The 12,788-nt window shown below is 57.2% G+C and carries 10 protein-coding genes and 1 tRNA gene; 4 read left to right on the plus strand and 7 right to left on the minus strand.

All coding sequences use genetic code 11. The features are described 5' to 3' along the window. Nucleotides 1-11: 11 nt before the first annotated feature. The 4 genes from ACXYMP_RS06980 to ACXYMP_RS06995 are packed head-to-tail and all read right to left on the minus strand — an operon-like array spanning nt 12 to nt 3,946. Nucleotides 12-1,142: a DNA polymerase III subunit delta' gene (locus tag ACXYMP_RS06980; protein ID WP_298569617.1), complete on the minus strand. Its 1,131-nt coding sequence runs from the start codon at nt 1,140-1,142 to the stop codon at nt 12-14. Beyond that, nucleotides 1,139-1,777: a dTMP kinase gene (tmk, locus tag ACXYMP_RS06985; RefSeq protein ID WP_298569613.1), complete on the minus strand. Its 639-nt coding sequence runs from the start codon at nt 1,775-1,777 to the stop codon at nt 1,139-1,141. The genes ACXYMP_RS06980 and tmk overlap by 4 nt, the downstream gene beginning before the upstream one ends. 10 nt (nt 1,778-1,787) lie before the next feature. After that, a complete protein-coding gene (locus ACXYMP_RS06990; protein WP_458905223.1) occupies nt 1,788-2,975 on the minus strand; it encodes a D-alanyl-D-alanine carboxypeptidase family protein in 1,188 nt (395 codons plus the stop codon). A 59-nt stretch (nt 2,976-3,034) separates the two neighbouring features. Further along, nucleotides 3,035-3,946: an SPOR domain-containing protein gene (locus tag ACXYMP_RS06995; RefSeq protein ID WP_298569608.1), complete on the minus strand. Its 912-nt coding sequence runs from the start codon at nt 3,944-3,946 to the stop codon at nt 3,035-3,037. Nucleotides 3,947-4,148: 202 nt separating this feature from the next. On the opposite strand from ACXYMP_RS06995, the gene ACXYMP_RS07000 reads away from it, so the two are divergent. Then, nucleotides 4,149-4,238: transfer RNA gene (locus ACXYMP_RS07000), tRNA-Ser, on the plus strand. A gap of 176 nt (nt 4,239-4,414) precedes the next feature. Here the strand turns inward: ACXYMP_RS07000 and ACXYMP_RS07005 are convergent. The 3 genes from ACXYMP_RS07005 to ACXYMP_RS07015 all read right to left on the minus strand — a co-directional run bounded on the left by ACXYMP_RS07005 (nt 4,415) and on the right by ACXYMP_RS07015 (nt 9,492). After that, a complete protein-coding gene (locus ACXYMP_RS07005; RefSeq protein ID WP_298569605.1) occupies nt 4,415-6,637 on the minus strand; it encodes a choice-of-anchor F family protein in 2,223 nt (740 codons plus the stop codon). 337 nt (nt 6,638-6,974) lie between these two features. Then, nucleotides 6,975-7,667: a ferritin-like domain-containing protein gene (locus ACXYMP_RS07010; protein WP_458905226.1), complete on the minus strand. Its 693-nt coding sequence runs from the start codon at nt 7,665-7,667 to the stop codon at nt 6,975-6,977. Nucleotides 7,668-8,589: 922 nt separating this feature from the next. After that, nucleotides 8,590-9,492 (minus strand): LysR substrate-binding domain-containing protein, encoded by a 903-nt coding sequence (locus tag ACXYMP_RS07015; RefSeq protein ID WP_458905228.1) that lies wholly within the window; start codon nt 9,490-9,492, stop codon nt 8,590-8,592. A 228-nt stretch (nt 9,493-9,720) separates the two neighbouring features. Between ACXYMP_RS07015 and ugpB the strand changes: the two genes are divergently transcribed. From ugpB to ugpE, 3 genes are read left to right on the plus strand one after another with little or no spacing between them, the layout of a single operon-like run. Continuing rightward, on the plus strand, nt 9,721-10,989 hold the full coding sequence (gene ugpB, locus ACXYMP_RS07020) for a sn-glycerol-3-phosphate ABC transporter substrate-binding protein UgpB (RefSeq protein WP_458905336.1): 1,269 nt from the start codon (nt 9,721-9,723) through the stop codon (nt 10,987-10,989). Between the two features lie 57 nt (nt 10,990-11,046). After that, on the plus strand, nt 11,047-11,928 hold the full coding sequence (ugpA, locus tag ACXYMP_RS07025) for a sn-glycerol-3-phosphate ABC transporter permease UgpA (protein ID WP_458905230.1): 882 nt from the start codon (nt 11,047-11,049) through the stop codon (nt 11,926-11,928). A 20-nt stretch (nt 11,929-11,948) separates the two neighbouring features. Then, nucleotides 11,949-12,785 (plus strand): sn-glycerol-3-phosphate ABC transporter permease UgpE, encoded by an 837-nt coding sequence (gene ugpE / locus ACXYMP_RS07030; RefSeq protein WP_260519216.1) that lies wholly within the window; start codon nt 11,949-11,951, stop codon nt 12,783-12,785. The last annotated feature ends 3 nt before the right edge of the window (nt 12,786-12,788 follow it).

A 12,788-nucleotide genomic window follows, 5' to 3' on the forward strand; every position in this document is an offset into this window, starting at 1 on the left:
GCGTCCTTGCCTCAAGCGGCTCGGCGTGCCGCCATATCATTGATCCTGAAAACCATATCAAGGATGAGCGCCTCAGGGTCAAGGTGCACCGCCCGGCCATGATTGGCGCGGGCTGAAAGTTGTTGCTGCAAATCAGCCCAGGCGCGGGCGGCGTCGGGGGTGGGGGCCAGGCGTCCAAGGCAGGCGAATTCACCAGGGGCGGCTTCGGCGGCCAGCGCCACCCCTGCGCCATGTCGGGCGAGACGGGCCAGAAACGTGTCGATCAGCCGCAAGATCAGCTCGAACCGGTCCGCATTGGCTTTGCCGACCGCACTGGCGGCCAGCTTCAGGGCGCGGGGCCGGTCAATTTCGCGTCCTTGCGAGAAAATGTCGATCAACGCCTGATAGGTGGCCAGCCCGTCCAGATGGATCAGGCGCAGCGCCTCTCCGGCGGATCCGGCTGCCAGTTCGTTCAATTTGATCGTGTCTGCGGCTGACGGCTGTTCGTCAAGCGTTCCCAGAACCTGTGCCAAAGCGTCTGGGGACAACCTGCCAAGGCGCAACTCGCGACACCGCGATCGGATGGTGGGCAGCAGTCGGGTGGGTTGGTGGCTGACCAGCAAAAGCACTGCCCCTTCGGGCGGCTCTTCCAACAGCTTCAACAGCGCGTTGGCCGCTGAATTGTTCATCTCGTCGGCCACATCCACGATCACCACCCGGCGCCCTCCGTCCACCGAAGAAAGCGCAAAGAACGATTTGAGCTTGCGCACCTCATCGACGGTAATTTCACCGCGCAGGCGTTTGTCTTTTGCGACCCAAGGTCTGCGCAACAAAAACAGTCCGGGGTCAGACAGAACCCGAAGGCGACGCGCTACGGGATGATCGGGCGCAATATCAAGGGTTGTTGGGGCGGGGGCTGCGAACATCCCGCCGTCATCTGGCGGCGTGGCCAGCAAGAACCGCGCGATGCGCCATGCCAAGGTCGCCTTTCCGACCCCACGAGGGCCAGTGATCAACCACCCGTGGTGCAGCCGATCCGAATTGAACGTCTCAAGAAAAGCGGCTTCGGCCGCGTCTTGTCCAACCAATGCACCTGCTTCGCGCGGATGGGGCGCCCCTTCGATACGATCGGGTTCGGGAATGTCCTCATGCGCGGTGCTCATGGGTCCGAGGCCTCAGAGGCAAGAGCCGCCAGCGCTATTTCCGAGACGTCGCGCGCGACACTGTCGATCGAACGGGTGCCGTCAATCACCCGAAACCGCTTTGGATCAGTGGCTGCCAGATCCAGAAAGCCTTTGCGTAATGAGCGTTGCAGATCGGCGCCGAAATCTTCGAACCGTTCTTCCGTGCCGCCGCGCCCTTTTGCACGGGAAAGACCTGTGTCGGGGTCCATGTCTATCAGGAAGGTCAGGTCAGGTTCCTGTCCGATCATCAGGTTGTGGAGCTGATCCACCATTCCGCGCAGATCACCCGATCGCGTACCCTGATACACCCGCGTGCTGTCTGCAAACCGGTCCGTGATCACGATTTTTCCGGCAGCAAGGGCGGGGTTGATCAAGCGCTCCAGGTGGTCGCGCCGCGCCGCGGTGAACAGCAAAAGCTCGGTCTGGGCGGACCAGCGATCCGGGTCGCCCTCCAGCACCAGCGCACGGATTTCTTCGGCACCGGGGCTGCCGCCGGGTTCGCGAGTCAGGACAACATCGTGGCCATGATCACGCAGGGTCTTGGCCAGAACCTGCGCTTGGGTTGATTTGCCCGAGCCGTCGATCCCTTCGAAGCTGATGAATAGTCCGCGCATCCTTCGGGGGTCAGTTCGTGACGGGGTCAGGCTGGATCGCGGCAGGCGGGGCGTCGTTGCCCAAAGCCAACGCCAAAACACGTTCGGCCGCAACGGTCAGGCGCTTGGCGAAACCAGCATTTCCTACACCTTGTTCTGCAAAGAGCGGAATGACCGTGTCGCTAAGCCCTTCGCGGCTGATGACCATTTCGGCCAATTCCTGCCCCTGCGCAATCGGCGCGGCAATCGGGCCGTTCCAGTTGATCGTCGCGCTGATCCCTTCGCGATCTGCGGCCGGGATCAACAGCGCAACATCCTGCGCCGGGACCAATCCCACCGTGTCCACAGACCCAAGCCAAACCGGCGCTTCGGCGACGCGCTCGCCGGCCTTCAGCGTGGTTTTCATGGTGAATTGGCGGAACGCCCAGTTGACGATGGCCTCGGCTTCGTCAGCGCGCTCTTTCTCCGATGTCATGCCCGAAATCACGAACACGATCCGGCGGTCACCCTGTTTGGCTGACCCGACAAGGCCATAGCCTGCTTCTTGGGTATGCCCGGTCTTCAAGCCATCCGCGCCGATCCCAAGGTCCAGCAGTGGATTGCGGTTGAACCGGTTGTCCGGCGCGCGGCCATCGTAATGGTATTCGGTCTGGCTGAAATAGTGATAATAGTCGGGGAACTCGACGATGATATGACGGGCAAGTATCGCCAGATCCTTCATCGACATACGTTGCATCGGATGGGGCCAGCCCGACGAGTTTCCGAAGCTGGAGTTGTTCATCCCCAGATCGCGGGCGCGATCGGACATCATGCGCGCAAAGGAATCTTCGGTGCCGGCAAGGCCTTCGGCCACTGCCACGCAGGCGTCATTGCCGGATTGCACGACAATGCCCTGGATCAGGTCCTCGACCGTCGGACGGTCGCCACGATTCAGGAACATCGTCGAGCCCCCCATCGCAGCCGCCCGTTCCGAGACGCCGAAAGGCGTGCTCATGGTGACGCGCCCGTCTGCCAGCGCCTCATACAGCAGGGTCACCGTCATCAGTTTCGACATCGACGCCGGGGGCAGGGGCACCTCGGCGTTTTTTTCCATCAGAACTGTGCCGGTGGTGACATCAAGCACATAGGCCGAGCTGGCGCGCGTATCGAATGCGCGTGCAGGCAGGCTTGCCAACAGCAGCGCAGTGAAAAGGGAAGGGATCAGAAGCAACAGTCGCATGCGCATAGCGGTTCGGGGACCTTTTTATCTCTGTAGTGTCTGTTTGGCCCAAACGGGCATCAGTTCGTGACGAAATAGGCGTCAGCAAAGCCGAGCCCCTTGATTTTTTTCAACAGCGCCGCGCGTTCCGTGCTGGTGGTGGCGGGACCAACGATAACACGCCAAAAGGCTTTGCCATTCGTATTGCCCGGTTTGACGGTCGGCACCATGCCGGCTTGCCGCAAAGATTCAGCCGTGTTCTTGGCATTCTTTTCGACCGAGAAGATGCCAATTTGAATGAACGGCTTGGTCAGATTTCCGGCTGGTAGCGAGCGGGCGGGCTTGGCCGCTGCCGCCGGTTTGGCCGCAGCCGCGCTGGCGGCGGGTTTCGCTGCTGCCCTTGGGGCGGGTTTTGCTCCGGCCTTGGCTGCGGTCTCGGCTTTGTCCAATGCCGCGGCAGCCGCTTCGATAGGATCATCAAGTGTGCCTTGCTGGATCTCTTCGGGGGCTGCCAAATCTTCGGTCGGTGTGTCCGGCTCTTGCGGAATATCTTCCTTGCGCAGTGCCGTCACGCTAAGTTCAGCGGGCGCACCGGCAAGCATGCCCAGCGTTTCGGCCGCGTCAGAGGACACCTGAAAGCGCGGTCCGGGCATGTCTCGTTCGCGCCGAAACAGTGCGCCGATGACGGATTTCCCATTGGATTGGTTGCGCACGATCACCCGCTCCGGGTCGGTGGCATCTGGATGCGCGACCCAAACACCACCCAGGCTTGGACGGCCGTCCCAAAGCCCTTTCTCGGCGATCTGGAACACTTCAGGCGCTTCCACGTCGCGTTCGCCGACGCTCGCTGCTTTTCGTTGCCCGGTTGCCCTCTCGGCGCTTGCGTCTTTTGAATTTTTCATGAATGCCGGGAGGTTCGTGTCGTCACACCCCACAAGTAAAAAAGCGCCGCTAAGCGCCATGGCCACTTTCAGAGTGGTCTTGCTTGCCATGTCTCGCCCCTAATTCCATTGTGGGCCAGATGGCCCAGACTGCTCTGCCGATGGGCCTTTGGCCCGTGTTTGAAAGGCAGTCTAACGACATGAGCGGCGCGTGAAAAGGCTCTCGCGTTCAGCGTTCTTTTGATGGGCGGGAACCGGCCCGAAATTTCGGCACTTTCAGAATCGGATCAGGCCCGTTATCTCTGCGCCGGTCGGAGGAGTGGCAGAGTGGTTGAATGCACCGGTCTTGAAAACCGACGTAGGTGAAAGTCTACCGTGGGTTCGAATCCCACCTCCTCCGCCATATAGATATTGTATCTTTGTCTGCATTGCATTGTGGGCGAGCTTCCGAGCAATTCTACGCTGTCGTAAAAATCGGCCCATAGCGGAGCTTGGTGTCTGATTTTGGCGGAGGCCAAATGGAGATGGAAAAACGGCGCCCAATTGGACGCCGCATTCTGTCTTTTGTGTCACAGAGACTTAGAAAACCATCTGCAAGCCAGCGCTCAAACCGTGGCTTTCATAAGTGTCGCTGAACGAGCCTGAGTAACCGCCGTGAAGAACGGTCTGTGACCCGTTTGAACGCGACAGCTCGGTTGAAATGCCAACGCTCACGTCCACCCAGCCTTCATCAAAGCCATCAACCGGGATAGGGTTGCCATTCAGGCCGACGAACCCGTTCTCAACAACATAGTCCCTGCCCGAGCTTTTTGTGAATGCGATGCTACCCGTCAGCTTCGTGTTGCCGCGATTGCTAGGCAAGTCATAGGCGCCGCGCACCCCGACCGACGCTAGGAACACGTCACTGGACTGATCGCCAACTGTCAGATTCCAAGGCCCAGCCCCGGTTTCATCGTAGGCATCGACATTTAGTCCATAGTATTCAAGCGCCATGGTCGGACCGAAGGAAAGCGCACCTTTTTGGACCATGTAATCACCGCGCACTGCCGCGAAGATTTGCGATCCATCCGTGCTTCCGGTTGCCGTTTGCCCCATCACATTGCGTGTCGAGTCATAGGACAAGCCTTGGTAGCCGATGATGCCCTGCAAGTTGCCGGACTTGCCAAAAGTCGTGCGTCCGAACGCAGCGAGCGACACGCCCGTTGCCTCAACCGAACCGCGATCAAAGAAAGCGTCGGCAGTCCCTTTGGACCACCCCAGCATGAGGCCAACTGAGCTATCGTTGTTCACAGTCTTTTCTACGCCGACGCTGACATTGGCAAAGTCGAGGTCGTAGCCAACGCTATTCAATGAATTGTCGTATTGCGTGCGCGTGCCCGAGATCGACATGATGGCGTTCAGATCACTTCCCATTTGCCATTTGCTTGCATCGCCGCGCGTTGACACAGATTCGTCTGCACCAGACGCAGGGCCGGATGCGTTGTTGAAAGCACCTACTTGACTGCGCGAGAATTCGAACCCAAGGCTAGAGAATGCAGGCATGAAGCTGAAGCCGATACGCTCCAACTGATCAGCGCGCTGGACTGCGTCCATTGCTAGCAGGCTATCGATCGCTGCGCTGTATATCGCAGCATTGCCAAGGTCAAGGTAAGGCACGTTCGCAGCACCATCCAGATGACCGGCGACTGAGAATTGATAGGGTGTCTGTGCCTGTTGAACGATCGGTTCAAACGTTGGCACCAAGCGCAATGTAACCTGATTTCCATCGACATCACCAAGATCAATGATGAAGTTGAGGTTCAGGTTGCGAAGATCCTCGATCACGTCGACCGAGAAAATGCTGTCGGCTTCCATTTTTGCCAAGATGTCGGCGGGGATTTCCCCTCCGCTGGTGTAACCCAATTGTGCGACGGTTACGCCAAGACTCTTAGCAAGCTCGGCCACACGCTCGTCTTGTGACAAGACACCGGGATCAGGTGTATCGGTGCCGAGAGTGCCATAAAGCCACTTGCCTTCCCCGGTGTTGTACCACGCAATCAACACACCTTCGTCTGATTCAAGCGGCGTGCCGGTTGCATCCCAGAAATACCCATCGGGCACCATGCTGTTGTCCAGAAGCGCATCGCCAAAATACATGCTGTGGGCCGCATTGGTCAGATCGGTCAAGGCAAGCGTTGGGTTTGTCAGCGTGCTGGTCATCGTCGCTTTGGTGTCGTCGAAGAAGCCAGTACCTGCACCTTCGTTACCACCGTTTCCGAACAAGCCGTCCGGTAGGTTGAATTTACTAATATAGTCCGTGTCGAATAGGGCCGCGACTGCCGGATCGCTCGGATCCATCAGAACGAAATCTTCGCCGCTCCCAGTGCCCAATTGAATATCCATCCCGGTTATGCGGGCACCACTAAGGTTCGAGGTTTTACCGTATAGGAAATACTCAGTGATCCCGCTGCTGGCACGGGTGCTGAACAGCATGTCCATGCCACCTTGACCGGTCAGTCTGGTTTTGATGCGCTTGCCTGATCCACGTTCAGAGGTGCAAGTCACGTCTGGGTTGCTTGCCATCAGGCAGTTTTCAATGCCGCTTGGGCTGCTGGTGTTCGGGTAGTCCGCGTTCACGTCGCCTGTTACGGCCTGAACACCCGGTTCGACCACGCCCTCTTCGGTGTCAACGTAAACGTATCCGTCACCGAAGACCTCTTGCAGAGCAATGTCTTCGAACGTACCCGCGTTCAACGGCCCGTTCAGCACGACCATTAGAGCTGCCGGTGCTACGGTCGCATATCTTGCAAATCTGTTGCGCATTTCGTTCCCCTTCAGATGTCTTTCCCTCACACCCTGTAAAACTGAGCAAAAAACTAACCCATACATCAGAGTGATAATGGTGTTCTAATCACATTCGAATATCTTAATTTGACTTCGATCAAGTGGAGTAGACGGCAGGATTGACCGGCGTTCAATTGTGTTAACTTGTTGCCAATTTAACACAATCTGAGCGTGTTTTGTTGGGGGAGTCAAAGCAGCCGGGCCCGCCAAAGTGGGAGCCAATGCGCAGGTTGCCTAGCCCGCATTTGTCTGAGGGCCAGGCAGTTGTTACTGAAAGTCAGGTTTTGCCGACAAGGCTCAGTGAACCCACGGCAGACTACCTGCGGCCTTTTCCATTGCCGTTACCTTTGCCTTTGCCTTTGCGCTGCCCTTTTCTGTCGCCCCTCTGAGCGCCCGCGCCTTTGCTTGCGGCTGACCCATCTCCTTGGCGTTGCGAGAATTTGCGTGCGCCTTGGCCACCGGTTGCCGCGGATACTTGGCAGCCGCCGTTGTCACATCTTTCGAAGGCAGGCAGGTGATTGCTTTCAGATGCTCTTTTGAGCGACGTGAAAACACGCGTCACATCTTTGTAGCCCGCAACCGCTGGCAGAAGTTTCTGCTCATAAAGCGCGATGTTTGCGATCTCGGCGGAAATGCCTCCCTCGTACGCCTCTTCCAAAGAAGACGGCAGCGACGCCATCGGAAGACTACCATCGAGATAACCGTTTTCGGGAACTTCAACACCGTATTTTGTCAAAAGGCGGATCAACCGATCCGCGTGCTTTTCTTCAGCCGCCATGATTTTGGTAAAGGGCGTGTTCGCCCCGTATTCATCGATCAAAGCACTATAGAACGCTTGCGCGTGATATTCGTCGTTCAAGGCCTCAAGAAGCGCGGCTTCTGCTTCTGCGGTCAAAGTGCTGATGCCCGCCTCAAGTGGGGCCGCCAGACATGCAGTGAAAATAGCTGCACTCAATACACCTGCTTTAAACATTTCGTTTCTTCTCCTTGGGTTGCGCGCGTCACTCATGCAAACATCATAAGAATCGAATGTGTGCATATTGTGGACGCGAACTGCGACATGCAGACGCAGCGATTGTACGATCTAGGACAGCCACGCTCGCCTACCACTGTGCATCGTTGAAATTCTTGGACCGGAGTTCCCACCTACTGGCGAAATGTTTGGTCCCAGAGTTACCGTTCAACACTCAGTCAACAGTCTGGTCGAAATCCCTGATCAAGAAGCAAACAAAGCGATCATTCGGTGGTGAATTTGCCGATGCTTAAAGATTGGGAAAGCTATCTAGGCCACGCACTTTCAAACAGCTTGAAAATGATCCAGGATGACACTTTCAATCATCCAACAATGAAGCAGATCCAAGAGACATTCGCCGACGGTCCACCAATCAACGCAGCATATCTCCGAGCCGTGATGGTTGAAGTCCTAAGGGGGGATCAGGAATAGATTATTTGAGGAGGTATTCCTGCGTGGAATAGCTATTGGAATACCGAAAATATGGGAAGGTTGTAGACCCAAAGATCGAAAACCCTTGCAGAGACCAGGTCTTGACCGTCATCCGGCCAAAGTTTGAAGGTTTTGCAGTTGGTTTGGCATTGTCAGAAGCGCAGCACGCTGGTGGTCGAAGGGTAGGCCGTGATAAGTCAAATTTCCTTGAAACCCAGTGTTCGGATTCTTTGATATGGTATTGAATGTGGTGCTCTGTTGATTCTGAATCTGTAAAGCTAATTTAAAACAATGCTTTGACTTCAAGGATGCGGCGGACGCCTCCTCCGCCAGCGCGCCGCTGGTTGCTTTTACTCAAGCATAGGGCGTCAAGTGCGATTGGCGTTACGTCTGAAAACCGGCTCACTATTCTACAAATCAATCAGGCAGCGGGGCCAAGGGCCCTGGCCTGTTCTCTAATCGTCCACCCAGTTGGCAGACGGGCAGCTTAGTCTTGCCGGAATGGCTCAAGGCTTTTGGTGAACAGCTCGATAAATTCCAGGGTGATCATGGAAGGCTGTTTCAGGATTGGGCGCACAAGTGAAAGCCGATGTGGCACACGGGGTGAAAAGGGTCGAAACTCAAGCCCCTTGCCCAGATATTTTGCAGCGTCAACTTCGCTGACGACGGATACGCCAACCCCGGCACAGACCAATTCACAGGCGGCGGTGAACTGGCGCGATTCCACGATCGAGTTGATCTGTGTATTGGCTTTCAGGAAGGCTTCGTTGAGGTTGCGGAAAAACTGGCTGTCGCGGCGCGTGTGAATAAGGCTTTCTTCTGCCAGATCAATAGGCTCGACAACCTTCTTGGCAGCAAGGGGGTGACCCGTGGGGAAGATGCAAACGGTTCTGATGTCGATCTGTTCGCTTTCAACCGCCGGGTGGCCTTCGAACCCATCGGTTATGCCGAAATCATATTGCTCCCCAACCATCCATTCCAGAATGCGTTCGGGCCGGTCGGGTTCGATGGTAACGCTGACGCCGGGACGATCGCGCAACAAGGCCGCCACCACAGCGGGAAGATGGCTGGTCGCAAAGCCCGGCAAACAGGCAATGCTGATATGCCCCGCCTTCTTTTCGGTGATGTTGTGGCTTGCTTCTGAGATCTGGACCATCATGTCCAAGACCCGGCGAATGTCGGGCAAAAGCAGGCGCACCTCTTGGGTTGGTACCAATCGCCCACCGCGTCGGTCAAACAGCGAAAAGCCAAGGACGTCACCCAGATCGGACAAAAGGCGGCTGACTGCGGGCTGGCTGATCCCCAGTTCTTGTGCGCCACGCGTCATCGAACCGTGACGGGTGACAGCGATCAGGGCTTCAAGCTGCCGCAGTCGTAACGGCTGTTTCATCCGGCGCTCCTTTTGCTCACCGCGTCAGTTTATACTATAATGCAGTGTTATGAAACTGCTGCAGTAAATGCTCTTGCATTATGCTGACCGGGATGCAACGCTTCAAAAAGACACGGTTCAGGGTGACTTGCCCTGCGTGCGCAGACTGACAACTGCACCGCTGCTGGTGCAAGGGAGGATGAAGTGAAGAAATTCGTGATCGGCGCAATTGCCGCTGCAACCACTGCGATGTCCCCGATCGGGGCCATGGCGCAAACTGAAATCCAATTCTGGCACGCCTTTACAGGTCGTCTGGGAGAGCTTGTGGCCGCACAGGTTGACCAGTTCAACGGCAGCCAAAGCGACTATACGGTCGTTGCCAGCCACAAAGGCAACTATTCGGAAACCCTGAACGCCGGGATCGCGGCGTTTCGTGCGGGCGAACAGCCCCATGTTCTGATGGTGTTCGAAGTTGGCACCGCCACGATGATGGCGGCTGGCGGTGCGATCAAGCCCGTCTATGAGGTGATGGCCGAAAGCGGTGCCGCGTTCGATTCCGACGCCTATATCGGCGCTGTCAAAGGCTATTACACCACCACAGACGGCCAGATGCTGTCCTTGCCCTTCAACTCGTCCACGCCCGTTCTGTGGGTGAACCGTGACGCGATGGAGGCCGCCGGGGTGGACCCGGACACTGACCTGTCCACGTGGCAAAACGTCGATGCGGTGCTTGAGCAGTTGAAGGCTGGCGGCGAGGACTGCCCGCTGGTCACGGCTTGGCAAAGCTGGATCCATCTAGAGAACTTCTCGGCCTATCACGACGTGCCGTTTGCCACGAAAGACAACGGCTTTGCCGGTCTGGACACCGAACTTGCGCTGAACGGCGAAGCGCAGGTGGCGCATCTGACGAAGATGGGCGAATGGGCCAAGGATGGCGAATTCATCTATACAGGTCGTCGTAATGAAGGCGGCGCAAACTTCCGTGCCGGCGAATGCGCGTTGTTCACTGAAAGCTCAGCAGGCTACGCGGGCATTAAGGACGAGGCACAGTTTGCCTTCGACGTGCGCCCGCTGCCTTATTGGGAAGGTGTGGGCAACGCGCCGCAAAACACCATCATCGGGGGCGCGTCCCTGTGGGTAATGCAGGGCCACGAGGCCGAGGAATACAAGGGCGTGGGTGAATTCCTGTCCTTCCTGTCCTCGACCCCGGTTCAGGCGCAATGGCATCAGGACACCGGCTATTTGCCGATCACGGTCGCCGCGGGTGACGCCACCAAGGAAGCTGGGTTCTACGACGAAAACCCAGGCACTGATGTGGCTGTGATCCAGATGACCGCCAAAGAGCCGACCGCCAATTCCAAGGGCCTTCGTCTGGGATCGTTCGACCAGATCCGCGGTATCATCGATGAAGAGCTGGAAGGCATCTGGGCGGGTGACAAGACCGCGCAAGAGGCCATGGACAGCGCCAAGGAACGCGGCGATGCGCTTCTGCGCCGGTTCGAGCAAGCCAACAAGTAAGTCACGCATCAAGAAGGCGGGCCCCACCGGCCCGTCTTACCTATTTCGAGGGCTCACATGGAAAAACGTGTCACCTTCCGGGGCTGGCTATTGCCGCTGTGCCTGATTGCGCCACAGGTCATAATCTCGGCGGTGTTTTTCTTTTATCCGGCGGGGCAGGCGATCTGGCAGTCGCTGTTCATTCCCGACCCGTTCGGGCTGTCGATGCAATATGTGGGCTTGGGCAATTTCGAATATCTGCTGTCGGACAAGTTCTATCGCGCGTCCTTCGTGACGACGGGAGTATTCTCGATCCTCGTCACGCTTGTCTCGATGATCCCGGCGCTGTTTCTGGCGGTGATGGCGGATCGTCTGATCAAGGGGGCGGGGGTCTATCGCACGCTTTTGATCTGGCCGTATGCGGTCGCGCCTGCTGTGGCCGGTGTGCTGTGGCTGTTCATGTTCAACACCCGCGTGGGCGTGGTGTCATGGTATCTGGGGCAGTTGGGATATGACTGGAACCATGTGCTGAATGGCAACGAGGCGATGGGGCTGGTCGTTGTCGCCTCGGCCTGGGGGCGGATCAGCTATAACTTCCTATTTTTCTTTGCCGCCCTGCAAGCGGTGCCCCGGTCGGTGATCGAGGCTGCCGCGATCGACGGCGCGCGCTTCTGGCGGCGCTTCTTCACCATCGTCTTGCCACTTCTGTCGCCCACCACGTTTTTTCTGCTGGTGGTCAACGTGGTCTATTCGTTCTTTGAAACCTTCGGTGTGATCCACACCATCACCTCGGGCGGGCCGCAGCAATCGACGACCATCCTAGTTTACAAAGTGTTCTCTGACGGGTTTGTGGGACAGGATCTGGGCGCGTCCTCGGCGCAATCGGTGATCTTGTTGATCGTGGTCGGGTTGCTGACCGTGCTTCAGTTTAAATTCGTTGAGAAAAGGGTGCATTACTGATGGCCCGCGAAATACATGGCATGGTGGAAAAACGCGGGGCAGGTCTGTGGCTGACCCATGTTTTGATGATCCTTGGCGTGTTGGTGATCTTCTTCCCGATCTGGCTCGCTTTTGTCGCGTCCACTGTCACCCAACCCGAAATTGTACGCCCGCCAATGCCGCTTTGGCCCGGCGATCAGTTCTTTGAAAATTACAAGGCTGCGCTGTTTTCGGGCGTCAATGTCCCTGTGGCGACAATGCTGTTCAATTCGCTGGTGATGGCCATCGGGATTGCAGTGGGCAAGATCGTCATCTCGCTTCTGTCCGCTTTCGCGATCGTCTATTTCCGATTTCCGGGCCGCAACATGTTCTTCTGGCTGATCTTCCTGACGTTGATGCTGCCAGTCGAGGTGCGGATCGTGCCGACCTATGAGGTTGTGGCAGGGTTCGGGATGCTGAACAGCTATTCCGGCCTGATTTTCCCGTTGATTGCATCGGCCACCGCAACTTTCCTGTTTCGCCAGTTTTTCCTGACCATCCCCGATGAACTGGCCGAGGCCGCGCGCGTCGATGGCGCCCGCCCGATGCGGTTTTTCTGGGACATCGTGGTCCCGATGAGCCGCACGAATGTCGCCGCCCTGTTCGTGATCCTGTTCATTTATGGCTGGAACCAATACCTCTGGCCGCTGCTGATCACCACGGACCCTGAAATGAATACCATCGTCATGGGCATCAAGCAGATGTTCCCGTCGGGCGACGATGTGGCGGATTGGCCGGTGATCATGGCGACCTCGATCCTTGCGATGATCCCGCCTGTGATCGTGGTGGTGTCGATGCAGAAACTGTTCATCCGTGGTCTAGTAGATAGCGAGAAATAATTC

Source organism: Aliiroseovarius sp. CAU 1755 (assembly GCF_054482655.1).

What these genes read in the sequence shown, in the direction of transcription:
- ACXYMP_RS06980 (WP_298569617.1), bottom strand. Translation starts at nt 1,142, where the DNA reads ATGAGCACCGCGCATGAGGACATTCCCGAACCCGATCGTATCGAAGGG.
- tmk (WP_298569613.1), bottom strand. Translation starts at nt 1,777, where the DNA reads ATGCGCGGACTATTCATCAGCTTCGAAGGGATCGACGGCTCGGGCAAA.
- ACXYMP_RS06990 (WP_458905223.1), bottom strand. Translation starts at nt 2,975, where the DNA reads ATGCGACTGTTGCTTCTGATCCCTTCCCTTTTCACTGCGCTGCTGTTG.
- ACXYMP_RS06995 (WP_298569608.1), bottom strand. Translation starts at nt 3,946, where the DNA reads ATGGCAAGCAAGACCACTCTGAAAGTGGCCATGGCGCTTAGCGGCGCT.
- ACXYMP_RS07005 (WP_298569605.1), bottom strand. Translation starts at nt 6,637, where the DNA reads ATGCGCAACAGATTTGCAAGATATGCGACCGTAGCACCGGCAGCTCTA.
- ACXYMP_RS07010 (WP_458905226.1), bottom strand. Translation starts at nt 7,667, where the DNA reads ATGAGTGACGCGCGCAACCCAAGGAGAAGAAACGAAATGTTTAAAGCA.
- ACXYMP_RS07015 (WP_458905228.1), bottom strand. Translation starts at nt 9,492, where the DNA reads ATGAAACAGCCGTTACGACTGCGGCAGCTTGAAGCCCTGATCGCTGTC.
- ugpB (WP_458905336.1), top strand. Translation starts at nt 9,721, where the DNA reads ATGTCCCCGATCGGGGCCATGGCGCAAACTGAAATCCAATTCTGGCAC.
- ugpA (WP_458905230.1), top strand. Translation starts at nt 11,047, where the DNA reads ATGGAAAAACGTGTCACCTTCCGGGGCTGGCTATTGCCGCTGTGCCTG.
- ugpE (WP_260519216.1), top strand. Translation starts at nt 11,949, where the DNA reads ATGGTGGAAAAACGCGGGGCAGGTCTGTGGCTGACCCATGTTTTGATG.